We start from the raw sequence: 25,341 nt of genomic DNA on the forward strand, positions 1-25,341 counted from the left end.
CATGGTGCGACCCGACGGCCGGACGGCCGACCAGCTGCGACCGGTGACCCTGACCCGGCACTGGAGCATCCACCCCGAAGGATCGGTGTTGGTGGAGTTCGGCAACACCCGGGTGCTCTGCACCGCGAGCGTCACCGAGGGGGTGCCACGCTGGCGCAAGGGTTCCGGCCTGGGCTGGGTGACCGCGGAGTATTCGATGCTGCCGCGTGCGACGAACACCCGGGGCGACCGGGAGAGCGTCAAGGGCAAGCTGGGTGGGCGTACCCAGGAGATCTCCCGCCTGATCGGCCGCAGCCTGCGGGCCTGCATCGACCTTAAGGCGCTCGGGGAGAACTCGATCGTCCTCGACTGCGACGTGCTGCAGGCCGACGGTGGCACCCGCACCGCCGCGATCACCGGGGCGTACGTGGCGTTGCACGACGCGGTGAGCTGGCTGGCCGACCGCAAGTCGCTGGCCGGCAAGGTGGAGAAGGTGCTGCACACCTCCATCCAGGCGGTCAGCGTCGGGATCATCGACGGCGAGGCCCGGCTGGACCTGATGTACACCGAGGATGTCGCCGCCGAGGTCGACATGAACGTGGTCTGCACCGCGGCCGGCGACTTCGTCGAGGTGCAGGGGACGGGGGAGAACGGCGTGTTCAAGCGGGCCCAGATGGACGCGATGCTCGACCTCGGCGTGCTCGGGTGCGCCGAGCTGGCGGCCGCGCAGCAGAAGGCTCTGGCCGCGTGAGCGCCCGGCTGCTGCTGGCGACCGGCAACCCGAAGAAGCTCGCCGAGCTGCAGCGCATCCTCGATGCCGCGCTCGGGCGGAGCCAGGTCGAGCTCGTCGGTCTCGGTGACTTCCCCGACTACCCGGACGTGCCGGAGACCGGGCTGACGTTCGGCGAGAACGCGCTGATCAAGGCTCGGGAGGGCGCGAAGCGGACCGGTCTGCCGACGGTGGCCGACGACTCCGGCATCGCGGTGAACGCGCTGAACGGCATGCCCGGCGTGTTCAGCGCCCGCTGGTCCGGCCGGCACGGCGACGACCAGGCGAATCTCGACCTGCTGCTGGCCCAGATCAGCGACGTGGGCGACGAGCAGCGCGGCGGCGCGTTCGTCTGCGCGGCGGCCCTGGTCCTGCCGAACGGCCGGGAGCACCTGGTCGAGGGCCGGCAGACCGGCCGCCTGCTGCGCAGCCGGCGCGGCGAGGGCGGTTTCGGCTACGACCCGGTCTTCGTCGGGGACGGCCAGGACCGGACGAACGCGGAGCTGAGCCCCACCGAGAAGGACGCGATCAGCCACCGTGGCAAGGCGTTCCGCGAGCTCGCCAAGGTCATCGCCAAGGAACTGCCCCGCTGACGGCTCATCGCAGAACGAAAGACAAGCGCTCGCGGATCGAAAGGACAAGGCTCGCGGATCGAAAGGGCCGACCGCTACTCTGGCACCGTGGCGCCCTCTGAGCTGGTCCCTCGCCGTGCCGAGCAGCTGATCTCGGCAGCGCTGGCGGACACCCGTGTGGTGCTGATCAGCGGTGCCCGGCAGGCGGGTAAGAGCACGCTCGTTCGGGTCGTCGCCGGAAACCGGGCAGCCGAGCGCCGGGACCTGGACCGGGAGCAGGACCGGGCTGCGGCGCTGGCCGATCCGACCGGCTTCGTGTCCTTCGACGACCTGATGGTCATCGACGAGATCCAGCGGGTTCCCGAGTTGCTGCTCGCCATCAAGGTGGCCGTCGACGAGGACCCGCGGCCGGGCCGGTTCCTGCTCACCGGGTCGTCACGGCTCTTCGGGATGCGCGGCGCTCCGGACGCGCTGCCCGGGCGCATGGAGACGGTGGAGCTGTGGCCGTTCTCTCAGGGAGAGATCGACGGCACGCCCGACGGATTCATCGATGCGGTCTTCGCCCAGGGGCCGGACCTGCGCCACGAGTCCGTCGTCGCCAGGGGTGACTATGCCGCCCGCGTGGTCCGTGGTGGTCTGCCCGAGGCCGTCTCCCGGGACGACGTGCGCCGCCGGGGGCGGTTTCTCGACGGCTATGTGCAGGCTCTGATCGACCGAGACGTCCGGGAATTGTCGCGCATCGAGCAGGCGCCCCAGTTGCGTACCTTGGCGCGCCTGCTGGCCGCCCGGTCCGCGACGCTGATCCCGGCCGGGAGTCTGGAGTCCGAACTGGGGTTGAGCAGGCCCACGATCGCCCGCTACCTGCGGCTCCTCGAGGAGGTCTTTCTCGTCAAGCGGATTCCCGGCTGGTCCCGCAACCTGGGCAGCCGGGTCACCCAGGCGCCGAAGCTGGTCTTCGTCGACTCCGGCATCGCGGCGCAGCAGCTCGCCGTCGACCCGCATCTGCTGCAGCGTCCCGGGCAGCCGTTCGGACCGCTGCTGGAGGGCTTCGTCATCGCTGAGCTGGCCCGCCAGGCGACGTGGTCGGACCAGCTCGTCGACCTCTACCACTACCGCGATCAGAACAAGGTGGAGGTCGACGTCATCCTGGAGAACCGGCAGGGCAGGGTCGTCGCCGTCGAGGTCAAAGCGGCCTCCACGGTCCGGTCCGACGACTTCCGCGGTCTGCGGCGGCTGGCCGAGCGACTCGGTGACGACCTCGTCGCCGGCATCGTCCTCTACACCGGCACGAGCACGCTCGCCTTCGGCGATCGGATGCGCGCCCTCCCGGTCAGCGCGATCTGGGAGACCGGGCTCAGCTGAGCGGGCCCAGCGCTGCTTCGATGTCGGCGCGCAGGGCCGGGCCGGCGATCACCGCCCGGGCCTGCTCCAGGACCGGCGCGAGGAAGACGTCCGGGCCCGGGCCGCCGGCGAACGGGGAGACCGCGGCGACCGCGGCCCGCCCGGCCGGGGACGGGATCAGCGGGGAGCGCAGCTGAAGGCCGCGTACGGCGCTGAGCAGCTCGACCGCCAGCAGGCTGGTCAGGTTGTCCAGGACGGTGCGCAGCTTCTTCGCCGCGGCCCAGCCCATCGACACGTGGTCCTCCTGCATGCCGCTGGTCGGCAGGGAGTCCACCGAGGCCGGCGACGACAGGCGGCGGTTCTCCGCCACGATGCCGGCCGCCGTGTACTGGGCGATCATCAGGCCCGAGTTCACCCCGGCGTCCGGGGACAGGAACGGCGGCAGCTCACGGGAGCGGGTCACGTCGAGCAGGCGGTCGACCCGGCGTTCGGCGATCGCGCCCACCTCGGCGGCCGCGATGGCCAGGTAGTCCGCCGCGAAGCCGAGCGGCGCGCCGTGGAAGTTGCCGGTGGACTCGACCCGGCCGTCGGTCAGCACCACCGGGTTGTCCACCACCGACACCAGCTCCCGGCCGGCGACCACACGGACGAAGTCCAGGGTGTCCCGGGCCGCGCCGGCCACCTGCGGGGCGCACCGCATCGAGTACGCGTCCTGCACCGCGTGGGCCAGGTCGTCCCGGTGCGAGTCCATGATCCGGGAGTCCTGCAGCAGCCGGTGGATGTTCGCGGCGGACGCGGCCTGCCCGGGGTGCGGGCGGATGCTGTGCAGCTCCGGCAGGAACGGCCGCTCCGAGCCGAGCATCGCCTCGATGGCGAGCGCAGCGGTCACGTCGGCCATGGCGAACAGGTGGGCCGCGTCGGAGATCGCCAGCAGCAGCATGCCGAGCATGCCGTCGGTGCCGTTGATCAGCGCCAGGCCCTCCTTGGCGGCCAGCTCCAGCGGGCGCAGCCCGGCGGCGTGCAGGGCCTCGGCGGCGGACACCCGGGCGCCGTCCTTGCCCAGCACCCAGCCCTCGCCGAGCAGCACGATCGCGCAGTGGGCGAGCGGCGCCAGGTCACCCGAGGCGCCCAGCGAGCCGTGCTCCGGCACCCACGGCGTGATCTCGTGGTTGAGCAGGTCGACCAGGCCCTGGGCGAGCACCGGGCGCACCCCGGACCGGCCCATCGCCAGCGACCGCACCCGCAGCAGCATCATCGCCCGGACCACCTCGCGCGGCATCGGGGCGCCGATCCCGGCGGCGTGCGAGCGGATCAGCGCGTGCTGCAGTTCGGCCCGCCGCTGCGGGGCGATCGAGGTGTTGGCGAGCGCGCCGAAGCCGGTGGAGACCCCGTAGACCGGCCGGCCGGAGGTCTCGATGTCGTCGACGATGGCACGGCTGGCGGCCATCGCCTCGACGGTGGCGGCGGAGAGTTCGACGCGGGCGTCGCCGCGGGCGACGGCGAGCACGTCGGCTGGTGTGATTCCGGTGGGCTGGACAGTGACGATCATCGCGGTGCTCCGTGCTGCAGGACGTGGCGGATCAGGGGAACACCCGGCCGGTAGGCCAGGTGCAGGTGCGAGGGCGCGTCGAGCACGATCAGGTCGGCCCGGGCGCCGGCCGAAATCCGGCCGAGGTCGGTGCGGCGCAGGGCGGCAGCGCCACCCGCGGTGGCCGCTTGCACGGCCTCGGTGGGGGCCAGACCCATTTCGCGTACGGCCAGCGCGATGCAGAACGGCATCGAGGAGGTGTACGACGAACCCGGGTTGCAGTCGGTCGCCAGCGCCACGGTGACGCCCGCGTCGAGCAGCCGGCGGGCGTCCGGATAGGGCGACCGGGTGGAGAACTCGGCGCCCGGCAGCAGGGTGGCCACGGTGTCCGAGCCGGCCAGCGCGGCCACGTCGGCGTCGTCGAGGTGGGTGCAGTGGTCGGCGCTCGCCGCACCGAGTTCGACGGCGAGGCGTACCCCGGGGCCGGGTCCGAGCTGGTTGGCGTGCAGCCGCAGGCCGAGGCCGCGTTCCGCGCCGGCCTTCAGGATCGCGCGGGCCTGGTCACCGTCGAACGCGCCGCGCTCGCAGAAGACGTCGACCCATTTCGCGTACGGCGCGGCCGCGTCCAACATCTCCCCGCGAACCAGGTCGACGTAGTCGTCGGGCCGGTCCGCGTACTCGGCCGGGACGACGTGCGCCCCGAGGAACGTGGTCTCCTCGACGAGTTCGCCCGCCACCCGTAGCGACCGGGCCTCGTCGGGGACGCTCAGCCCGTACCCCGATTTGATCTCGATCGTGGTGGTGCCCTGCTGCAGCGCCTCGGCCACCAGGCGCCGTGCGTTGCGGCGCAGCTCCTCGTCGCTCGCGGCGCGGGTGGCGGCGACGGTTGTGCGGATGCCGCCGCCGGTGTACGCCTCCCCGGCCATCCGCGCGCCGAACTCGGCCGCCCGGTCCCCGGCGAAGATCAGGTGGGCGTGGCTGTCCACGAAGCCGGGCAGCACCGCCGCGCCGTCGGCGTCCAGCCGCAGGTCCGCCGCGGGCGCCGCGGAGGCCGGGCCGACCCAGGCGATCCGGTCGCCGTCGACCACCACGGCGGCGTCGTGCCGGATGCCGTGCTCGGGGTCGTTGGTGACCAGCTCACCGATGTTGGTGACGATCAGGCTCATGCCGTGCCTACCTTCGGCATGCTCTCCTGGCCCTCGCCTGCGAGGCCGTTGTCCGGTGCGGCGGGGTGCCGCTCGGTGCAGTCGTTCATGCCAGTACCTTCGCTGCAAGTTCGCTCATGGCTGTAGCGCTCCGATCACGTCGGTGAGCTCCCGGGGTACATCGATGCTGGTGTGCCGGCCGCCATCGACGATCAGCCGGCCGCCGGAGACGACATGGGTGACGTCGACGGCGGTGGCCGCGTAGATCGCCTGGTCGGGGTGGCTGCCGGCGGTGCGTGGGCCGGCCAGGTTCACCGCGACCAGGTCGGCGTGCCGGCCGGGCTCGATCGCGCCGGCGTCGTCCCAGCCCAGGGCCGCGTGGTTGGCGGCCGCGGCGAGCAGGTCGGCGGGCCGGAAGTTTCCGCGGCGCTCGGAGGCCAGTCGCTCGTTCATCTCCAGGCCGCGTGCCTCTTCGAACATGTCGATCACGGCGTGGCTGTCGCTGCCCAGGCTGAGCGGCACCGCGGCGTCCGCGAGCCGGCGGGCCGGGCCGATGCCGTCGGCGAGGTCGCGCTCGGTGGTCGGGCAGAAGCAGGCGCCGGCGCCGGTGTCCCCGAGCAGTTCGATGTCCGCGCCGGTCAGGTGGGTGGCGTGCACCGCGGTGGTGCCCGGCCCGAGAATGCCGTGCCGGTCCAGCAGCTCGGTCGGCGTGCAGCCGTGCACGGCACGACACTGTTCGTTCTCCGCGCGCTGCTCGGAGAGGTGCACATGCAGCGGGGCGCGCCCGGCCAGGGCGGCGAGCTGATCGGCGGGGACCGCGCGAACAGAGTGGATCGCCGCGCCGATCCGGGCATGCGGGCCGGCGCGCAGGCCGTCCACCCGCCGAGCCCAGCTCTCCGCGTCACCGTCGCCGAATCGTTCCTGGACACCCCGCAGGGGCGTGCCGTCCACCTGCGCTGTCAGGTAGAGGGTGTCCAGCAGGGTGATCCGGATGCCGGCCTCGTCGGCCGCCTCGATCAGAGCGGCGCCCATGGCGTTCGGGTCGGAGTAGCGGACGCCACCGGCGGCGTGGTGCAGGTAGTGGAACTCGCCGACGCAGGTGACGCCGGTCAGCGCCATCTCGGCGAAGACCGCGCGAGCCAATGTGCGGTAGCTGTCCGGGTCGAGGCGGGCGGCCACCGCGTACATCAGCTCGCGCCAGGTCCAGAAGCTGCCGCGGTCGCCGTGGGTGCGGCCGCGCAGCGCCCGGTGGAACGCATGCGAGTGCGCATTCGCGAAGCCGGGCAGGACCAGGCCGGCCAGCCGGGTGCCGTCCGGTGCGGCGCCCGGCGTCACCGCTGTGAACCGGCCGTCGGCGACCTCGATCAGGACGTCCCGTTCGACCCGGCTGCCGACCCAGGCGTGCTCCGCGAAGTACCTCACGTGAGGTCCTCCAGCACCGTGGCGAGCGCTTCGACGCCGGCCTCGCAGTCGGCGTCGGAGGCGTGCTCGGCGGGGGAGTGCGACACCCCGGTCGGGTTCCGGACGAACAGCATCGCGGTCGGCACGTGCGCGGAGAGCACCCCGGCGTCGTGCCCGGCGCCGGTCGGCAGGATCGGCGCGCCGAGCAGAGCCGCGATCCGCTCGGCCAGCGGAAGGTTGAAGGTCACCTCGCCGGTCACCGACTCTCGCGTCACGGACAGCTCGGTGCCGTCCCGGCCGGCCCGCTCGGTCGCCTTCTTCACCACCGCGTCGACCAGCCGGTCCAGCGTGGCGGTGTCCGCGGCACGGGCGTCCAGCCAGCCGCGGACCAGCGACGGGATGGCGTTGGTGGCGTTCGGCTCCACCTGCACCCGGCCGACGGTCGCGTGCGCCCCGGCGAGCCGGGCCTCCTTGTTCGCGGCCAGCACGGTGTGGGCGAAGGTCAGCATCGGGTCGCGCCGGTCGGTCATCCGGGTGGTGCCGGCGTGGTCGCCGACCCCGGCGAAATCCATCCGCCAGCGGCCGTGCGGCCAGATCGCGCTGCCGACCCCGACCGGCACCTCCAGCGCCCGCCCCTGCTCGATGTGCAACTCGATCACCGCGGCCAGCTGTCCGATTTCCGGTAGCGCTCCGGCCGGACGCGCCCCCAGCGCGGCGCCGAACGTCACCCCGTCGCGATCGGTCAGGGCGGCGGCGCGATCCGGATCGATCACGCCGGTCAGAAGCCGCGAGCCCAGACACGGTACGCCGAACCGCCCGCCCTCCTCCTCGATGAAGGCCGCGACCCCGACCTTGCGTTCGCGGGGCAGCCGGTCCACGGCCAGGAACGCGCTCACGATGCCGAGCGGACCGTCGTATCCGCCGCCGTGCGGCACCGAATCGAAGTGCGATCCGGTCAGAACCGTCCCCGGTGACCACGGTTCGCCCCGCCACGCGAAGAGGTTGCCGTTGCCGTCCTCGGTGACCGTCATGTCCCTTCGCGCGGCCTGAGCGCGGAACCAGTCGCGCAGCGTCAACTCCGGCGGGGTCAGCGCGTACCGCAGGTAACCGCCGCTGTCGGCCCGCCCGATCGGCGCGATCTCGGCCCAGAGTTCGGCGAACTCACTCATGGCTCATCGGAATCGTCAGACCGGCGGTGGAGTGCGACTCGTAGCCGGCGTCGACGTGCCGCAGCACCCCCATCGCCGGGTCGTTGGTGAGCACCCGTTCGATCTTCTGCCCGGCCAGTGCGGTGCCGTCCGCGACGCAGACCTGCCCGGCGTGGATGCTGCGCCCGATACCGACCCCGCCGCCGTGGTGGATCGACACCCAGCTGGCCCCGGACGCGGTGTTGATCAGCGCGTTCAGCAACGGCCAGTCGGCGATCGCGTCGGAGCCGTCGAGCATCGCCTCGGTCTCCCGGTACGGCGAGGCGACCGACCCGGAATCCAGGTGGTCGCGTCCGATAACGATCGGTGCGCTGACCTCGCCGCCCGCGACCATCTCGTTGAACCGGACGCCGGCCTTGTCGCGCTCGCCGTACCCCAGCCAGCAGATCCGGGCCGGCAGCCCCTGGAAGGCGACCCGCTCGCCGGCCAGCCGGATCCAGCGGGCCAGCGGCTCGTTCTCCGGGAACAGGTCGAGGACGGCACGGTCGGTGGCGGCGATGTCGGCCGGGTCGCCGGAGAGCGCGGCCCAGCGGAACGGACCCTTCCCCTCGGCGAACAGCGGCCGGATGTAGGCGGGCACGAAGCCGGGGAAGTCGAAGGCCCGGGTGTAGCCGGCCAGTTTCGCCTCGCCGCGGATCGAGTTGCCGTAGTCGAACACCTCGGCGCCGGCGTCCAGGAAGCCGACCATCGCGGCGACCTGCTTCGCCATGCTGCCCCGGGCCCGGTCGGTGAACTCCTCGGGCTTGGCCCTCGCGTACTCGGCCGCGTCCGCCAGCTCGATCCCGACCGGCAGGTAGCTGAGCGGGTCGTGGGCGCTGGTCTGGTCGGTCACGATGTCGATCTCGACGCCCCGGGTGAGCAATTCGGGGAAGACCAGGGCCGCGTTGCCGACGACGCCGACGCTCAACGGCCGGCGCTCCCGCTTGGCCTGCAGCGCCACCTCGACGGCCTGGTCCAAGTCGTCGGCGATCACGTCCAGGTAGCGGGTGTCGACACGGCGCTGCAGCCGGGTGCGGTCGACGTCGACGATCAGGCAGACGCCGCCGTTCATCGTCACGGCCAGCGGCTGGGCGCCGCCCATCCCGCCGCAGCCGCCGGTCAGCGTCAGCGTCCCGGCGAGATCGCCGCCGTAGCGTTTGGCGGCCACCGCGGCGAACGTCTCGTAGGTGCCCTGCAGGATGCCCTGGGTGCCGATGTAGATCCACGAACCGGCGGTCATCTGGCCGTACATGGTCAGGCCGAGCTGCTCCAGCCGGCGGAACTCCGGCCAGGTCGCCCAGTCGCCGACCAGGTTCGAGTTCGCGATCAGCACGCGCGGCGCCCACTCGTGGGTGCGCAGCACGCCGACCGGTTTGCCGGACTGCACCAGCAGAGTCTCGTCACCCTTCAAGGCGTCGAGCTCGCGGACCATCGCGTGGAACGAGGGCCAGTCGCGGGCGGCGCGGCCGGTGCCGCCGTACACCACAAGATCTTGCGGCCTCTCGGCCACATCCGGGTCGAGGTTGTTCATCAGCATGCGCTTGGCAGCCTCTTGCGGCCAGCCCTGAGCGGTGTACGCCGTACCGCGCGGCGCCCTGATCTCCGACATCGTGGTCTCCCTTCTCAAGCCAGGAACAGTTGCCGGCGGCCGGCGGTCGCCTCGAACTCTTCGAGCCGGCGCTGCACCGGCTCCGGCGCGGCGTCGCACATGGCCTGGAGCAGCACCATCGCCATCGCCATCGGCCCGGTGTGCAGGTCGAACACGAGCTGCGTGCCGACCGCGGCGGGCAGGACCACGTCGGCCGACTCGGCGACCGGGCTGACCGCCGAATCGGTGATCGCGACCACCGCGAGACCGGCTGCCTTGGCCTCCCGGACGGCGTCGACCGACTCGCGCGGATAACGCGGTAGCACGATCGCCAGCATGGCACCGGCACCGGCCGAGCGGGCCTGATCGAGCCGGTCCAGCAGGCCGGTGCCGCCGCTGTCGAGCACCCGCACGTCCGGGAAGACCTTGGCGGCGAAATATCCGAAGTACGCCGCGAGGGGCGCTGCCGCCCGCAGGCCGAGCACCGGGAGCGGCCGGCTCTCGGTGAGCAGGCGCGCGGCCCGGCGTACGTCATCGAGGTCCTGCAGTTGCTCGCCGAGCCGCCGCAGGTGCCCGGTCTCGGCGTGCACCGCGCGCTGCATCGCGTTCTGCCCGGCCGGCTCGGCCGGCCCGGTCGCGGTCAGCGCCCGCAGCTCGCGCCGCAGCGCCGGATAGCCGGAGTAGCCCAGCGCCATGGCGAACCGGGTCACCGACGGCTGGCTGACCCCGGCCAGCTCGGCGACCTCGGCGGCCGACAGATATGCCGCTTTCGCCGCGTGCTCGACCAGGCTGTGCGCGATCCGCCGCTGGGTCGGGGTCAGGCGCGCGCCCTGGAACAAGTCGAGCACCCGGCCACTCGGATTGACAACTACGTCATTCACGCCCGCAGCCTATGCATGAAAACTTTCACGCGCCAGAGGTCTCGTGTGCCCAACGAGCTGCGACCTTTTATTTTAGTCGGCCGATTTCAGGCTTGTTGGCCGATGGTAACGCTAAGTGATTGCTCGGCTTGTAGATGACTCTCGTTCAGGTAGGAGTCCAGCTGGGGATTCGTCTGCCTCCTGGAGGTGGAGCTGATTACCTTGCGTACGTGAACTTCGACGTCGGCCACATAACTTTGAAGGTCGACGGCACGAACGGGGAAGGACGTTGGGCGCGTCGGAGCGCACGGTTTCTGGATGAGCCCGACCTGTGCTGCGTTGGCTGGACTGCTCTGTGAGCCGTCAGCCTTAGTCAGCGGACTTCGGCCGTGGTTGGCGATGACCTTTATGGAAGGGTGTCAAGATCATCATTCTGTTCTTGATGCGACCTGGCGGGGCCCACCAGTGATGCGACCTGGCGGGGCCCACCAGCCGAGGGCCTCGGTGCGGCCACAACAGGGCGCTGACAGCTCTCGGCGGGTTCTCGGTGTCGCGTGGCGCCGTGGGCGCGGCGACAGGCATGGGCGTCGGCCGTTGGGCATGGAGTGTTTGTGACGCCACGATCCCGATTAGGCGTGTCGTGCGAGGTAGCTCGCCGATGTGTCCGAACTTTCGGTCCGACCGGTCATGAGGGTGGCGGCTGCGGTCAAGCAACGTACTGCGGTTGCTCGGGTCGGCCGCCCAGATCGAGGAAGATTTGTTCAGCCTGCACTGGCGCACCACACCGACCAAACTGTCGATGGAGGAGGCCCGGCGCAAGGTCGCGGGGCATCTAGTCTCACCGTGCACCGAACAGCAACTGTCACGGATCATCGTGCGGGGCAGCCGTACCCGTGTGGTGGTGGGCACCCCGGCCACTGGCATCAGCCGGGTACGCGACCTGCTCGAGGAAGCCAAGGTGTTCGGGGCGCAGTTCCAGCTGGCCACCCCATCGAGCCCGGCCGCGTACCGGCGGGAACTGCGCGCCGGCCAACCGGGCGGGGTGCACCGGGTCGTCCTCAAGCGACCTCCCCATCGGGGTGAAGATCGAATCGGTGATCGAGACGCTCGACCTGGCGGCACGGATGCAACCGCAAGCGGGGGTCACCCGAACCGTCGTGGTCGCCATCGACGCCAGCGCCCCGGACATCATCGACGCGCTGACCGGATCGACCCCCGCGATCAGTGCTGACGACGTGATGCCGCTGCGGCGCGTGTCCGACACCGGCTTGCGTTCGTGGCTGTCGGACAACGACCTGTCCCGCTGCTTCGACAACGCGGCCAGCCAGTCGAAACTGATGCAGGTCACCGGAGGATGGCTGTCGCTGCTCGACCGTGCGGCGGCCTTGGCGGTCGACCTCGGCCGATCCAAGCGGGTGTGCGACCAGCTCGAGGCTACGCTTTCCGTCGCCTCCGGCGCAGGGAGCTGATCACCGAGACTGGGCTTCGTGCGCACCAGGCTGCGGCGGCATTCGAGACATTGATCGAGTACGCGGACCCGATCACCATCGAAGACCTCACGCAGTTGTGTGATGGCGTCAGCCACGACCCGGCTCGCACCGTAGAGGTCTTGCGCCTCCTGGACGTGCTGACTGCGACCGAGTCTGACGGCCGTTGGATGCCTGAACCGGTACTCGCACGGGCCTGGAGAACCGTCCGCCAGTTGTGACAAGCTGCGGCTGCGGTGCCGGCCCTCTGCCACTGTGCGGCACCGATGGGGTCCGGCTCCGCAGCCCAGCGGCTCAGGAGGTACGTGCCACGCAGGGGCACCGGCCAGGCGTACGGCGTCACATCCAGACCGCCGCCGCGGACAATGCGCCGGCGATCCGTTGGCTGGGCTGCCGCAGCCCGCTGAAACGCGTTGCCCTGGACGGCTGACGAGATCAGGGCAGCCTGTGTGTACGACGCTGCGGATGTCGGGTCAGGGGGCCGAGCCAACTGCCTTCCCGAGACAACCGATGTGGGGACTGGTCAATCCGGTGCGGGACGGCTCGGCCAGTCGGGTTTCCATCATCAGAACCTGCCTGCGAACGAAAACGCCCATCGGTTGTGTTCGGTTTGAGCTTGAGGCGATCAACGGTCGTGTCTTGTGGACGTCCCGGTCGTGTCTATGGCGTTTGAGCAGGTCACGCTGTTGCAGGCGCGGGGATGGACCGTGATTTCGGTTCGCGGCGTGCCTCCGCTAGCGCGACATCGCGGGTGCGAGGGTGTGTCTACTGGAACAGGCGGTTAACGTGTTCGCATGCCGGATGCGTTGACCAGCAGGGCACTCCCTGACTTCCTCCAAGGCGAGATCGACCAGCTGACGGGCGAGCTGGACCTTCTCGCAGCAGAGAAGGCGGCGCTGGAGGAGCGGATCGGCGGAGTCCGCGACAAGATGGCCTTCTTGGTGCAGTTGCGTGAGAAGTATCTGGCTGATCGGTCGCACGATGTTGTTGATCTGCCGAAACAGAGCACGGACACGCGTGCTGGCCTCGGGTCAGCTCTTGGCGGGACACCATCTGGCCGCCGTCGTTCTGGCCGGGCACCGTCGCCTTCAGCGCCGGATAGTGTGGATGCCGCAGATGTGCGTCAGTCGTCTGATCAAGTAGAGGAAGAGGATCGCACTCCAAGTTTGTCTCGGGGGGACTCTGGCGTCCCGTGGACGGTCCGTGTCGCTGTGCTGATGGTTGAGAACGGCAGCCGTGCGTGGCCGGTGGAAGACCTGATTCATGAGTTGGTGGACACGGCGTGGGACGCAGATGTGCAACGCCGAGCGAAGACCGCGTTGCGTAAGGCGCTCGAGCGCATGCTGACTCGCGATCACATCGAACGGGTCGAGACCGGGACGTACAAGCCGACCGCGCAGATCCGGAAGGCGATCGAGGCGTAGTCGCTAAGGCGTGGGAGTCTGTCGTTCGTCCGGTTACATGCCAGTAGCTGCGGAGTGTCCTGCGCCCGTGATGCATGCTTTGCCGCGTCGATCGAGTGTTAGCTCAGGTCAGCGAGCCAATCGCCGGTGACGCTGGTGAGCAGTTTGGCTGACACTGCTTCCTGCGGGATGCGTGATCCCCCGGTAAGCAGGGCCTGCGCTGGCCTGGCGGCCGTATCGTCGAGCCAGCCGGCGAGGTCGGTTGCCCGCTGCTCGTCTATGGGCGGTTGCCCTGGTTGCGGGATGCCGTGTTCGATGAGCAGCCGGTACAGGCCGTGAGCTGGCCGTACGGCCGGCAAGTGTTCGCTGGCGACGGTCAAGGCAGCGGATGCGGGTATGCGCAGGCCGTCGGCGTCGAGGTCGCCGAAGTAGGCGATGTCGTGGACGTCGGGCAGTTCACCGACGCTGAGCACGGACGCTTCGAACGCAGCACCGGCACCCCATGCGATGTGCCCGACGGCGTGGGTTGTGGTGTTCAGAGCTTTGCGGAGGGTGTCGAAGGTGTCGGCGTTCTCGACGACAAGCAGGATCGGGCCGTCGCCGACACGGCGGACCGGCAACGGCGGATGGGCTCGGAACGTACGCAGCAGGGTGAGAGTCAGGCGGCCCGCCGCGAACAGGGTGGTTCCCCTGAGGGTGTCGACGGTTTTCTCGTAGCCGAACAGTTCCAGCGAGCGTTCCCGCACGGGTATGACGTCGGTGTCGCGGCCGCGATCACGCAGCCAGGTGTTGACGGTCTGCAGCAGGCTCACCTGCCCGACGGTCAGCCGTGCGGTGGCCGCCCAGGCCAGTTCGGGCCGCCACGGCACCGATCGTGCCAGGGCAGCGGCGGACACGGATGTGGTAGGTGGGGGCAGGGTGAGCCGGGCCGGCAGCGGGGGAGCGACGGTCCGGTCGAGAGTCTTCGACGCGGTCACTACGCCGGCGGCGGCCAGTGCGGTGACGGCGGCGGCGAGGTCGGCGCGCCGGGTTGGACGGGTTGCCGACGCCGGGTCGGCGCGGGCGTACAGGGTCCATAGTTCGGCGAGGGTGATCGTGCGCCGGCCCCATGTCTCGAGTTCGGCGGCCAGACGTGCGGCGCGTGGGGTCAGCGAGTTGCCGACGACGGGGCTGGTCATGTTGGCCGGCGGAAGACGCGGGTGGCGGTGATCGTTCCTGGCGCGATGTCGTCGGGGTTCGCCTCGGCCTCGGTGAACGGGTCGGGGAGCTGCCGGCGGACGATTTCGGCGACGCGAATGTGTTTGAGTCCGGCGCGCAGGTCGGCGTCATTACGCATCCGCACCCACAGCGGGAACGCGGCCAGGGCCCGGTCGTCGGACAGGCCGGTCGTGTACACGAGCTGCACGCCGAGGGCGGCGGCGACGCCCTGCTGCAGCTCGAGCAGGTACTCGGCGCTGGCCTTGCCGATCGGGTTGTCGAGGAACAGCACACCGGAGTGCCTGGTGCGCATCTGGCCGCGTTCGTTAGCCCTCAGCGCAGCCATCGTGCAGTAGAGCACGATCGCGGCGGTGAGCTCCTGTCCGCCGGAGAACACTTCGTTCATGTTCTCGATCGGTACGCGTTCGTCGCGCAGGACCGCGTCGGGTTTGAGGATGTCGACGGTGAAGCCTTTCGGGACGGCCGCTTCGATGCTGCGCAGCAGCAGTGTCATCCCGTCACGTTTGGGCGCGCTGCCGGCGCTGGTTCGGGTGCTGGCAGCGGTGGACATGTCGTCGATGACTTCGCCGACGCGGGCGGCGAGCAGGGTCGGGTCGGGTTCGGGAAACCTGATCCGCAGGAACTCCTTGCCCTCCCATTCGCCGAGGCCCGCGGGTAGTTTCGACAGCCGTGACGCGGTCCGCAACGTCTTGAGGGCGCCGACGACGAGGGCGGCGAGCCGATCGACGATAAGTTTGCGGTGCTGACCCGCCGTGTCGAGGTCGGTGGTGAGCGTCGCGAGGCGCTGCTCGAGCTGGGTGGCGAACTCGGCCGCGCGGGCAGCCAGCTGATCACGGTCGAGGGCGACGATCGCGCGGCGGGACACGTTCGTCATCGTTTCGAACTTGGCCTGGCTGGCGTGGCGTACGGCGACGTCGACGAGCCGGCTCACGTCGTTGCGGCTTTCACGTTCGGCCGTCGCGGCGGTGCGTAGCGCGTCCTGGACCCGGCCAGTGGCGGTGCCGGCAGCGTCCGGGGTTCCTTCGTACGGTTCGGTGGCGTCGCCGGGGTCGACGGGCGGGTTGTCGAGGATGGCGGTCAGGGGTGCAAGAACCTCCCGGAACGCGCGTGCGGCTTCGCCGGCTTCGTTCACTTTCCTGACCAGGTCGGCGGCGTGGGCGACAGCTTCCTCATGCCGTTGCTGGGCGCTGCGATGGTCGGCGGTTGCGGCGATCAGCAGCTGCCGGCCGTGGTCGACGCTGGTGGGACGCCGGTTGTCGGGCAGGTGGATCCAGGTGGTGCTCTTCTCAGGTGTAGCGGCTTTCAGCTCGCTGCTGAGTTCGCCGACCTTGGTGTTCGCTGCGGTGACGGCGCTGTTGAACCGTTCCCGTTCCCGTTTTGTTCTGGCGATCGCGGCTTGTCGTCCGGTTTCGTCGGCACCGTCGGGGGTGGCGAGCAGCTGCTGGGCACGGTCGATGTCGGTGGTGTCCTGGCGGCTGACTTCCGCGCGTAGCCGGGCGGCTTCGTTCTCGGCGGCATCGGCGGCGGCACGCATGTCCTGGCCGACTTCGACGGCGGCGTAGGTGGCCGCGGCGGCTTGGTATGCGGACCGCAGCTCACCGACCGGGGATTCGGGGATCTGCGTGGCGTGTTCGCCGGTGGAAGTGACGATGCCGCGCATTTCGGTGCGGTGACGTTCGGCGCGGTCGGCGGCCCGGTCGGCGGCTCGGGCCGCCTCGCTCGCCTGATGTTGCGCCTGGTCGCGTTTCTCGGTCAGTTCACGTTCGGTTTGGTCTGCGAGGTTGATCCACGCGGCGAGTTCGGGCAGCCGCTGCTTCTGCTTGTCGACGGCGGCGACAGCCTGGGCGAGCCGAGCCAGGGTAGCGGACCGGTCAGCGGCACCTCGTTCAAGTGTGCGCAGCTCGGTCAGTTCACCGTCGATGCGGGTGACGGCGGTTTCGGCGGTTTCCGCCGCCTCCCGGGACGTTTTGTCGGCTTCGGTGGCGGTGGCAAGCTCTGTTTCCCGGCAGGCGAGGTCCTCGCGGAGCTCAGCCAGCCGCCCGGGAGGGCAGTCGCGGCGCCAGGCGACCAGGTCGGTCGACACTGTCCGGAGGTGGGCCAGGGCGGCGGCACCGTTCTGGATCTCGGTGCCGCGCGCACTCATTGCTTCGCGAAGCTGCTCACGGCGTTGTTCGGCGGCTTCCGGGTCGAACAGGGCCGGGTTCGGTTCGATCACGAACAGCCCACGGGCGTCGGTGCCACCGGTGACAGTCAGCATCCGCTCACCGGTGCCGACGGCTACTGCGGCGGCGGGGAGCAGCCTGGCGGCGGTCAGGATGTCGCGGGCCGCCGGCAGCGCGTCAGGGTCGACAATGATGACACCGTCGGCGAGGTGCGGGTGAGCGGTGATGATCTCGTCACGCTCGCCGGCGGCGACGCTGTCGGCCAGGTACCGCCAGCCTGGGTGCGCGCTGATTCCCGCCGCCTGCAGGGCTTGAATGCTGGCCTCGACCTCGGTGCGTGGTGGCAGGAAACCGCCGTCACCGAGGGCGTTGAGCAGCCGCTGATCGTCGCGGTGTGCCGCGCGCAGCTCGTCGAGGTGTTGTTCCCGCAACGCCGCGTCGTCATGCAGCTGCCCGATCAGGTTGTCGATGTGCTCGTCGAGTTGGTCGACGTCGACGGTGTCGGTGGACAGGGCCGCCCGGACGACCTCGTCGCTGGTCAGTGGCACGGTCCGGTCGACGATCGTCTGCAGGTTCCGGGCTGCGTCGGCGTGCCGGCCACGGGTGGCGACCAGCTCGTTGTGGGCGGCCTGCGCCTGCTTTCCGGTTTCGCGGACAGCGGCCTGCGCGTCGCGGGCTGCCTGCTCCAGGTCCTTGAGTTTGACGGCGGCGGCTACCGCCGCCTCTTGTGCGTCTGCGGCAGCCTGCCCGACCGGCTGCCCGGCGGTGAGCAGCCCTTCGGCGACCGCGGCTTCCACTTGTTGTCGGCTTTCGGTGACCTGGGTGTTGATCGCCGACTGCTCGGAGCGCCACCGTTCCGCGTCCCGCATCGTCTGGGTTCGCTCACCATCAATCTCGCGGGCGCGGTCGAGAAGTTCCGCGGACAGGGTAGTGAGCTTGCTTTGTTCGGTGCGGGCGGCGGCGACCTCGGCGCTCAGTTTCCTCAACAAGTCACCGGCCGCCCGGTCCCGGGCCTGCAGCGCCGGGAAGGCCGTCTCTTCGGCCTGGACGATCTCTTCGGCGAACCGGGCGGCCAACACGTTGGCCGCAGTCTTCCGTTCAAGGAGTCCTGCGAGGTCCCAGGCGCGCAGATCGGCGTCAGCCCCGTCGCGGTCGGCGGTCGCCTGCCGCTGCTCTTCGATGGCTGCCGCATGTTCGAGGACGAGGGTCTGACGGCCGATCTCGTTGACGACGTCCCGGGCCCGGTCCCGGTCCGTTTCCCGTGACGTGGCGGCCGCGCTGGCTTCGTTCGCGAGTTCCCGCAGCCGGGCGGTCGCGTCGGCTTCAGCCGCCTCCCGGGCACGAACCCGTCGCAGCAGAGCAAGGCCTTCGGATTCGGCGGTCTCCCGGGCCAGACGGGAGGCACGGTGCCGGTCGTGCGCCGCGCCGACAGGCCGCAGGGATCCGACGGCGCCGTCGGCGAAGTCCCGTTCAAGCAGCATCGCCTGCCGGTCACCGACGGTGCGGGCGTAGCTGTCGAAGTTTTCGGCGACGCTGACCGCGTCCTGCGGGTCGAGGACGACCTTGAGCAGCCATTCGACGAACTCGCGGCTGGACTTGAACTTGAACGCGGTCGCTGCGTCGCCCTCGTCGGCGTTCATCCGCCGCTGGATGCTGAACAGGTCCGGTTCGATGCCTATCGACCGCAGATGCGCCGCCCAACCGCCGACCTCGGAGCCGACCCACGTCAGCTGTGTCACCGGTGCGGTCCGGTCGATCTCCTGCAACGTGTCGCGGAACCCGTCCAGGCGCATCCGGCGGCCGTCGGTGGTGAACGGCAGGGTGCCGATCTCGACGCCCGGGTGCGGGCGCAGCGACCACCAGTGCTCGGCGAGTTTCTCCGCGGCCGAGCCGCCGCGCTTGCGTTGCAGTGTCTTGCCGGTGATGACCCGGTCACCGGTGCGCACGTTCATCCATTCCAAAACCACGTGCGCGGCGTCGTCACCGACGACGAACTTGTCCATGACGGCGGCCGAGCCGCCGACCGTGTTGCGTTTGCCGGGCAGCACGACCGAGAACAGCAGCTTCAGCAGCACGCTTTTCCCGCCGCCGTTCTCGAGCAGCAGCAGGCTGTAAGGGCTGGGCCGGCGGACCGGTGCCCCGAACAGGGCGGTCTGCCCGCCGACGCTGGCGCCGACACCGGAGAGGTCCAGGGTGACGTCGGTGTACCGGGCGCCACGCGGTCCTACGCCGAACAGCCGGATGCGGTTGAGCTCGTACATGTTTCTTCTGGCTCCTCTACAGCCCGGTCAGCGACTCGGGTGTCCAGCCGACCGCGATGGTGGCGGTGCCGTCGCTGATCTCGGTGATCCCGAGACGCAGCAGCTCGTCGAACATGACCACACCGGCCTCGCGTACCTGGGTGCGGTACCGCGGCGTGGTCCGGAACGTGCCGCCGCGTTCGTCTCCGGTCCGCACCAGCAGTCCTTGATCGGCCAAGAACATCAGTGCCTTGTTGGTGATCCCGGTCGTGCTGGTGGACAGTTTCCGGCCGTCGCCGGTGCTGCCGGTCTGCTTGCGGCGGGTGTACACCCGCCACACCGCCTCCAGGCCCGGCTCGCCGGCCACCGTGTCCGCGGCATCGTTCTGGGCGGCGGCCTCAGCCAGCCGGCTGGCGGCTTCCCGCACGAACGCTTCAACCCCCTCGACGGTGATCCGCCCCAGGTACGTTTCGTTGCCCAGATCCGCCGGCCGCGGGAAGGCCATCGTTGCCGCACCCAGATGGGCAAGGGCGTGCAGGACCCGTTCGGAGGCTCTGCCTTCCCCGCCGGTCCGGCGGGCGTACTCGGTCATCCTGACGGCGAAGATGCTCTCCTCGGTCGAGGCGACCACGATCCCGGCCCGGTCGCTGATCTCCATCACGACCAGGTCCATGCCGGTCGCGACGGCCTGGACCGTTGCGGCGAACTCGTCGTCGGTGCGGGCCCGCGTCACCAGGTCGCGGTACGTGTCGTCGCGGGCCGGGACCAGCTTGGGCCGCAGTCCGTAGGTGACCAGACGGGCGGCGTCCGCTGTCAGCTGCGCGGTCGTCGTCATACGGGAACCCCTTCCGAGACAGACATGGCAACGCCGGCATGGTCGCCGGCCGGCACCGGCTCGATGGCGGCGCGGGCGACGATCAGGTCGGCGCCGCCGAACTCCGGGTCGTCCAGCGTGGTGCCGTCGTCCACGGCGATGAACACAGTCGGCTGCTTGTGCCGCAGAGCCGGGTTGATCTCCTGCGCGGCCAGCGCGACGACCCGGACGACGACCAGGCCTGGAAGGTCCGGGTGCAGCGTCCGCGCCTCCTCCAGCAGCCCGGACAGCCGCCGTGGCGCGTCGACGTCCAGGTCGAGCAGGTCGTCGAGCAGGTCGTAGCACTCGGCGGGAAACGGAGGCTCGTCTGGCACCTCGTCGATTTCCGGTTCGTCGAGTTCCCCGCCGAGTAGCTCTCGTTCCGGTGGTGGGGTCACCAGAGCGGTGAACAGGTCCAGCAGCCGCACCGCTGGTGGCACGTTCACGCCGGTGCTGCGGGCGAAGTAGGCGTTCAGAGCTTCGTCGGCGTCGGTGACCGCGAGGGTGAGCACCGGGACTAGCAGCTGTGCGTGCAGGTCGAGCGCCGCGACCGCGCTGCCCGGCGCGAACGTCTGCCGGTCCTGCTGGGCGCGGAACCGCCGGCCGGCGCCCTGCAATGCCGCCTGAAGCTGCTCGTGCCGGCGCAGGCAGTCCCGCACGACTTCTACCAGTTGCGCGGCCTGCAGCTTGCGCGGCGCGGTGTCGGCGGTGTCGCGAACTTCAGTGATGTTGACGAGGATTGCGTTCTCCGCCTTGTACCGGGCGGCGATGTGCTCGACCGCCTCGGCAATGAACTCCGGCATCTCGGTAAGCCAGTCCACCGTTCGCACGTCACGTTCGGTCGCTTCGAGCCGCTGCCGCAGTTTTTCGCCGTATTGGATCGTCCGGTACCGGGCGGCTTGCGCTGCGGCTTGGGCGTCGGACAGCCGGCCTCGCCGGATGAGGGTCTCGAGCCGAAGGTCAGCGGCGATCTGTGCGGATTCGATGTCGAGTTCGAGCGCGCCGACCAGCACGTTGACGGCCTCGTTCGTGGCCCGCAGGAAGATGCTGCCGTCCGCGGCGGGCACTTCTTCCAGGAGTTTGAAGTCGAACTCGTAGCGGCTGTAGCTGCCGTCGCCTGTGGTCATGCCGTACACGGCACGGAAGCCCCGGTCGAGCGAGCCGACGTTCAGCAGGTTCTCCAGGATCCACCGTGCGACCCGCACGTGTTCGGCGTCGCTTCGGTCCGGGGCCTGCCGGCCGGCAAAGACGGCGAGGTCGGTGATGACCTTCTCCGGCGGCGCACCAGCGTCGAAGTCCATCGCCAAGGTCACCAGGTCGATGGCGTTCAGCGCCAGCTCGCTCATCTGGTATACGGAGAAGTCCGCCGTCTGTACCTGCGTCTTGCGACTGTCGAGGTCGTGGAGCGGCGCGGTGCACGCTAACGCTTTCACGCGCTGCGCGAACCCGACATCTGTTGCTGGCTGTGGCACGCCCGGCACCCTACCGGCAGGCTCTGACATAACCGTCTCACCTGTGAATCCTCTTCTGGGACCGGGCGGCTCGGAATCACAAGAGCCGGAGACTGTCGGTCGGCGCCGATACCATCTCGGCACCCGAACCTGACGATGGAGCCGCGATGTCCGACACCCCCGTGACCGATGCCCGTGACCCCGCCGAAGTGGTGACTGGCATGGTCCTTGAGGTTCTTGAACTGGCCCGGACCTGGACGCGATGGGATGGCGAGCCGCGGGTGGTGGATGACCGGGTCTACAGCCCACACAAGGCCATCCGGCGCGTCACCGACCATCTCATCGACCATCTGGCCCAGATCGAGGCACTGATCGCTGGCGTACCTACGATTCCGGATCACTGGCACGCATCCGCCATCACCACACCCGCTGACCTCGCACCGTTCACCTCCGAGGATCTGGATGAAGCAAACAGCCGACTCACGCGGCTGGCGCAGGTCTTCACTATTCGGCTCCAACAACTCTCGGACGCCGAACTCGACGCCCGGCAAGATGGCGCCTGGTCCGTTCGGCAGATCGCCTTCCACCTCGATGAGTCTCTCTACTACGCCGAGGCGGTAGGCAGCCTGGCCGGACCTCTGCCATGACGCCATGGGGGCCGAGGCTTCGACTTCGGGGCGGCCTGCTGCGCGGATGAGGACAGATGGAAGCCCGTCAGCCGGCCAGTAGTTCGCCTGTGCTGTCGTCTGGATCGTCGTTTTCGGTCCGGTCCTGCAGAAGCTGGTAACGGCGGCGGCGAGCGGCCAAGAGGCAGTCGGCGTGGTACCAGCGCCGGCCCTTGACGGCGCGTCCGGCGCCGGCGAGGTCGCCTCGGTTCAATGGCGTTGTGCAATGCGCGCAGGTCCCGCCGAGCTGCGCGGAAATGACCTGGCGGGCAAGCCGGTACGCGGCGAGCAGTTGCGGCGCATCCGCGCGATGGGCCGTGGCACTGCGATGGCCGCAGGATAGATGATCTACACGACCGTTCTCCTCGGCTGCGACGAGTTCGCATTCGGGGCATGCAGTCCACTCGAAGTGCGGGCTCCACCAGCTGTACAGGGAGCCGTGGCGGCCGCAGCATTGCAGTCCGGTCGGTGTGATCCGATCAGGGTCCGGGGCACCACCCGTTGTGAAGATCAGGCGGCGGGCCTGCCATTCCTCCGGCAGCGGGGGATCGGAGTGCGAGCTGTGCTGAGGGCAGCTCATCCCGGTGGTGAACTGCTCCCGTGCCGGGCACGGCTGCTCGTCGGCGGCGGCAGCGAACTGCTGCCACTGGCGGAAGTCGTCGTCGAGGTAATCCGGATCCCCGACCTGGAACCATGTGCGCTGCTTCGGCAGCCAGAAGTCCGGTTCGTAGACGTGCCCGCCGCCCAACGCGAATGTCGTGGGCCTGAACTGCCAGGACATCCGGAGGTCCTCGAAGAACAACGCCCACCGGGCGTGGACGATGGTGGGGAAATCGACACCCGTGAAGCGCACTGGTAGGTCGTTCAATGGAAAGCCTTCTGTCTCGGGTAACCATCTGCCATTCCCTGGCGGGGAGTGCCATTCCCTGGCTGGGGAGGTGCGGTCGTCCGGCGGCGTCACCCCGAGAGTCGTCGGGACGCCGATCAGGCGAAGGGCCAGCGATTGGCCGCGGCTGACCTGCACCATACCGGCGAACGGTGCTCTGGAGAGCACCGAATCATGGCCTATGCCCTATTCGGGTGACCGGGTGTCGGGGTCGACCTGCACTGGATGCCGGCATCTGGATGGCCCTCCCGGTTCCCGCTTACCGGCAGATTCATTTACGGAGGTGGCCATGGTCGAGTGATGCCTGCCGGCCCGGGCGGATGTCATCGCCGCTTGTGCCTGGATGCCGCGCGGCCTGGACCGCCGGGTGGCCGCCGGGTGGTCGGGCGTGCAGGTGGCTGCCCGGGTCCGCTGCGGTCGTGCGCGCGGGGCAGGTGGCAATGAGCATGATCTTCCTGCTGGCCGGTCTGGGAGCCTGGCAGAATGAGATCTCCGCGGTGGACTGCTTCGCCGCAGGTCAGGCAGCGGCCGACGGCGTGTGCTGGGCGGGTTCGCTGAGCGAATCGGTAGGCGTCGAGCAGGCGGGGATGATCGGCCTGGGGATCTTCAGCCCGTCGATGGTTGCCGTGTCCGCACCGCAGATGGTTCGTGCGACCGTTGCGGTCGGCGTCGAGTTTTGTGCACGTCGGGCAGATCGTCCACTGATAGCCGCCGACTCCTAAGGTCTGCATCGACGCTGAAGCCGGCGAGGGTCCGGTTGCTGTCATCGTCGCCGGGTCGGGGATGCCGCCGATGCTGTAGAGGCTCTCCAGCGGCCGCCAGTCCTTGTCGAGGATTACGGAGGGGTCGTCGTGGCCGTTGGCGCCGGGTGCGTAGGTGACCTTGACTCCGTACGGCCGTGACCGGATCGCGGACGCGAACGTGCGCCACCTGCCGAAGTCGTCGTCGTGGCGGTCCTCTTCCCCGACTTGAAACCAGAGTCGCTGGCCGACGAGCCAGAAATGGGGTGTGTACACCAGGCCTGCTGGCAGGTGATAGCTGACCACGCCATAGATGTAGAGGACATGTAGGTGGTCGAAGAAAGCGCCCCACTGAGCTTGGCGGATGCTGCGGAACCGTTCCCCGTTGAACCGGATGGTGTCCGTGCAGGATTCCATGCTCTCTCCTGACGTGTTGACGAGTGTCTGCGGTGATCTCCGGGACGCGCAGCCAGCCCCGGCCGCGCGGCGATGAAGGAATGTCGTGTCCGTCGGCGGCCGATGACTCAGTTCGCCGGGTCGTTGACGATGCGGGCGTAATGATCAGAACCTGACTGAACCGTTGGAAGCTGCCGACAGGCAGCAGTATGCGCAACTTCGGTGCTCTGCAGATCACTGACACGCAGAGTTTGCCCGGATTGTCTTACGTGGTGATCCGTCAGCCGCCTCCCTTCCCGAAGGAGGCTTTCGGGCATGCCTTCGCGGCCGCGCGCCGTGCGACAGGAATGACCCTCGACGAGATCGCCGAACGCAGCGGACTTTCGCGCCGGTACCTGATCGATGTCGAGCATGCGAAGAAGATCCCGTCGATCCGGACGCTGTTTTTGCTCGCCGGGGCGCTGGGAATCCCGCTCGACCGATTGTTCCGGGACGTCGAAACGCCCGATTCCTCGACGCCGTTGGTGGTGCGCCGCATCGTCCGGGTGCTGGAACGTGAACGTGTTGCTTCACAGGACGAAGCCGAGCAGTACCGGCGTGCACCTCAACCGGGATCGCCCTTCCTGGCCGACGATGACCGCTGGCGGCGGGTGACACCGAACGACCCGGCCGGGCAACGAGGTCGTCTGTGGCACGACGTGCTGGTATTCATGGACGAGACGACCGGGAGCGCCCTCGGTCACCTGCAAGCTGCGCAGCGGCTGCTGGAGGCGCCCGACACCATACCGCTGGCCGCGCACGCTGCGCTGAGCCAGGCGACGTGCGAAGCAGCTGCCACCGTCGCGCATGTTCTCGAGCCCGGCATCGATGCCGACCTGCGGCTGCTGCGTGGCGTGGCCCTGCTGCTCGACGAGGCCGCGCTGCGGGAGAACGTTACGCGGATGCTGCCGGTCAGCCGCAAGGTCGCGGCAGATCTCCTGCGCGACGCGAACGATCGTGTGACCACGCTGCTCGACCGGATGGCTGAGGCCGGGATCAAGACCGTCGGCGAGCCACCGCGGTTGTGTTTCACCGACGACGGGTCGGCGACGGCACGCGATGTCGACGTAAGCCAGTTGGTTGCGACCGTTTTCCCTGATCGGCCGGACCTGCGTCGGTCCGCCTCTGTCGCTTCGCATGGCAGGGCAGCGTTGTCGGCCGTCGGCGGTATATCGGTGCACGACGTCGTGCAGCCCAACGTGAACGAGTCGGTTCTCGGTATCGCGGGCGTCGTCGGAACCTGCATCACCGCGGGCGGTGTTCTCACGTCGGCATACGGCGCGTACTTCGGCCACGACCTGGGCGCAGCAGCAGAAAGTCGGGCGGCGCGCGCCCGGGCAGTGCGGTCCCTTACGAATCGATGGCTGAACCGTCCGCAAGCCGTGCATCAATCTGGACCTGCGTAGCAGCGCTCGCGGATCCTTGCCCGCG

20 protein-coding genes are annotated in these 25,341 nt (G+C 69.6%); 7 read left to right on the plus strand and 13 right to left on the minus strand.

The window, feature by feature from the left end; translation table 11 throughout:
* Window position 1 precedes the first annotated feature (1 nt).
* The 3 genes from rph (at window position 2) to OHA21_RS44205 (ending at window position 2,682) form a co-directional block, all read left to right on the plus strand.
* A complete protein-coding gene (rph, locus tag OHA21_RS44195) occupies window positions 2–730 on the plus strand; it encodes a ribonuclease PH (RefSeq protein ID WP_328465678.1) in 729 nt (242 codons plus the stop codon).
* Window positions 727–1,341, plus strand: a complete 615-nt coding sequence (rdgB, locus tag OHA21_RS44200) for an RdgB/HAM1 family non-canonical purine NTP pyrophosphatase (protein ID WP_328465680.1) — start codon at window positions 727–729, stop codon at window positions 1,339–1,341. Before rph ends, rdgB begins: the two co-directional genes overlap by 4 nt.
* A gap of 87 nt (window positions 1,342–1,428) precedes the next feature.
* Complete coding sequence (locus OHA21_RS44205) at window positions 1,429–2,682, plus strand: ATP-binding protein (RefSeq protein WP_328465682.1); 1,254 nt, start codon at window positions 1,429–1,431, stop codon at window positions 2,680–2,682.
* Here the strand turns inward: OHA21_RS44205 and hutH are convergent.
* The 7 genes from hutH to OHA21_RS44240 all read right to left on the minus strand — a co-directional run bounded on the left by hutH (window position 2,675) and on the right by OHA21_RS44240 (window position 11,445).
* Window positions 2,675–4,210: a histidine ammonia-lyase gene (gene hutH, locus OHA21_RS44210; protein WP_328465684.1), complete on the minus strand. Its 1,536-nt coding sequence runs from the start codon at window positions 4,208–4,210 to the stop codon at window positions 2,675–2,677. The genes OHA21_RS44205 and hutH overlap by 8 nt on opposite strands.
* The gene (gene hutI, locus OHA21_RS44215) at window positions 4,207–5,355 is read right to left on the minus strand and encodes an imidazolonepropionase (protein ID WP_328465686.1); all 1,149 of its coding nucleotides are present in this window, start codon (window positions 5,353–5,355) and stop codon (window positions 4,207–4,209) included. The genes hutH and hutI overlap by 4 nt, the downstream gene beginning before the upstream one ends.
* A gap of 114 nt (window positions 5,356–5,469) precedes the next feature.
* Entirely contained in the window at window positions 5,470–6,756 is a 1,287-nt protein-coding gene (locus OHA21_RS44220) for a formimidoylglutamate deiminase (protein WP_328465688.1), read from the minus strand.
* Entirely contained in the window at window positions 6,753–7,904 is a 1,152-nt protein-coding gene (locus OHA21_RS44225; protein ID WP_328465690.1) for an allantoate amidohydrolase, read from the minus strand. Before OHA21_RS44225 ends, OHA21_RS44220 begins: the two co-directional genes overlap by 4 nt.
* On the minus strand, window positions 7,897–9,531 hold the full coding sequence (gene hutU / locus OHA21_RS44230) for a urocanate hydratase (RefSeq protein WP_328465692.1): 1,635 nt from the start codon (window positions 9,529–9,531) through the stop codon (window positions 7,897–7,899). Before hutU ends, OHA21_RS44225 begins: the two co-directional genes overlap by 8 nt.
* 14 nt (window positions 9,532–9,545) lie before the next feature.
* Window positions 9,546–10,391: a MurR/RpiR family transcriptional regulator gene (locus tag OHA21_RS44235; RefSeq protein WP_328465694.1), complete on the minus strand. Its 846-nt coding sequence runs from the start codon at window positions 10,389–10,391 to the stop codon at window positions 9,546–9,548.
* Window positions 10,392–11,232: 841 nt separating this feature from the next.
* The gene (locus tag OHA21_RS44240; protein WP_328465696.1) at window positions 11,233–11,445 is read right to left on the minus strand and encodes a hypothetical protein; all 213 of its coding nucleotides are present in this window, start codon (window positions 11,443–11,445) and stop codon (window positions 11,233–11,235) included.
* Between the two features lie 19 nt (window positions 11,446–11,464).
* Between OHA21_RS44240 and OHA21_RS44245 the strand changes: the two genes are divergently transcribed.
* Window positions 11,465–11,839, plus strand: a complete 375-nt coding sequence (locus OHA21_RS44245; protein WP_328465698.1) for a hypothetical protein — start codon at window positions 11,465–11,467, stop codon at window positions 11,837–11,839.
* A gap of 812 nt (window positions 11,840–12,651) precedes the next feature.
* Window positions 12,652–13,281: a hypothetical protein gene (locus OHA21_RS44250; protein WP_328465700.1), complete on the plus strand. Its 630-nt coding sequence runs from the start codon at window positions 12,652–12,654 to the stop codon at window positions 13,279–13,281.
* Window positions 13,282–13,379: 98 nt separating this feature from the next.
* Here OHA21_RS44250 and OHA21_RS44255 read toward each other — a convergent pair whose 3' ends face one another.
* The 4 genes from OHA21_RS44255 to OHA21_RS44270 are packed head-to-tail and all read right to left on the minus strand — an operon-like array spanning window position 13,380 to window position 21,328.
* Entirely contained in the window at window positions 13,380–14,438 is a 1,059-nt protein-coding gene (locus OHA21_RS44255) for a Wadjet anti-phage system protein JetD domain-containing protein (protein ID WP_328465702.1), read from the minus strand.
* Entirely contained in the window at window positions 14,435–18,901 is a 4,467-nt protein-coding gene (locus OHA21_RS44260; protein ID WP_328465704.1) for a hypothetical protein, read from the minus strand. The genes OHA21_RS44255 and OHA21_RS44260 overlap by 4 nt, the downstream gene beginning before the upstream one ends.
* 16 nt (window positions 18,902–18,917) lie before the next feature.
* Window positions 18,918–19,715 (minus strand): hypothetical protein, encoded by a 798-nt coding sequence (locus OHA21_RS44265; protein WP_328465706.1) that lies wholly within the window; start codon window positions 19,713–19,715, stop codon window positions 18,918–18,920.
* Complete coding sequence (locus OHA21_RS44270) at window positions 19,712–21,328, minus strand: hypothetical protein (protein ID WP_328465708.1); 1,617 nt, start codon at window positions 21,326–21,328, stop codon at window positions 19,712–19,714. The genes OHA21_RS44265 and OHA21_RS44270 overlap by 4 nt, the downstream gene beginning before the upstream one ends.
* 23 nt (window positions 21,329–21,351) lie before the next feature.
* On the opposite strand from OHA21_RS44270, the gene OHA21_RS44275 reads away from it, so the two are divergent.
* The gene (locus OHA21_RS44275) at window positions 21,352–21,831 is read left to right on the plus strand and encodes a hypothetical protein (protein ID WP_328465710.1); all 480 of its coding nucleotides are present in this window, start codon (window positions 21,352–21,354) and stop codon (window positions 21,829–21,831) included.
* 67 nt (window positions 21,832–21,898) lie between these two features.
* Here the strand turns inward: OHA21_RS44275 and OHA21_RS44280 are convergent, their stop codons facing one another.
* Both OHA21_RS44280 and OHA21_RS44285 read right to left on the minus strand, forming a co-directional pair.
* Complete coding sequence (locus OHA21_RS44280; RefSeq protein WP_328465712.1) at window positions 21,899–22,876, minus strand: hypothetical protein; 978 nt, start codon at window positions 22,874–22,876, stop codon at window positions 21,899–21,901.
* A gap of 182 nt (window positions 22,877–23,058) precedes the next feature.
* Complete coding sequence (locus OHA21_RS44285; RefSeq protein WP_328465714.1) at window positions 23,059–23,892, minus strand: hypothetical protein; 834 nt, start codon at window positions 23,890–23,892, stop codon at window positions 23,059–23,061.
* Between the two features lie 188 nt (window positions 23,893–24,080).
* Here OHA21_RS44285 and OHA21_RS44290 point away from each other — a divergent pair, with 188 nt between their 5' ends.
* On the plus strand, window positions 24,081–25,316 hold the full coding sequence (locus OHA21_RS44290) for a helix-turn-helix domain-containing protein (RefSeq protein ID WP_328465716.1): 1,236 nt from the start codon (window positions 24,081–24,083) through the stop codon (window positions 25,314–25,316).
* Window positions 25,317–25,341: the final 25 nt, after the last annotated feature.

Source organism: Actinoplanes sp. NBC_00393 (genome assembly GCF_036053395.1).
Taxonomy (GTDB): Bacteria; Actinomycetota; Actinomycetes; order Mycobacteriales; family Micromonosporaceae; genus Actinoplanes.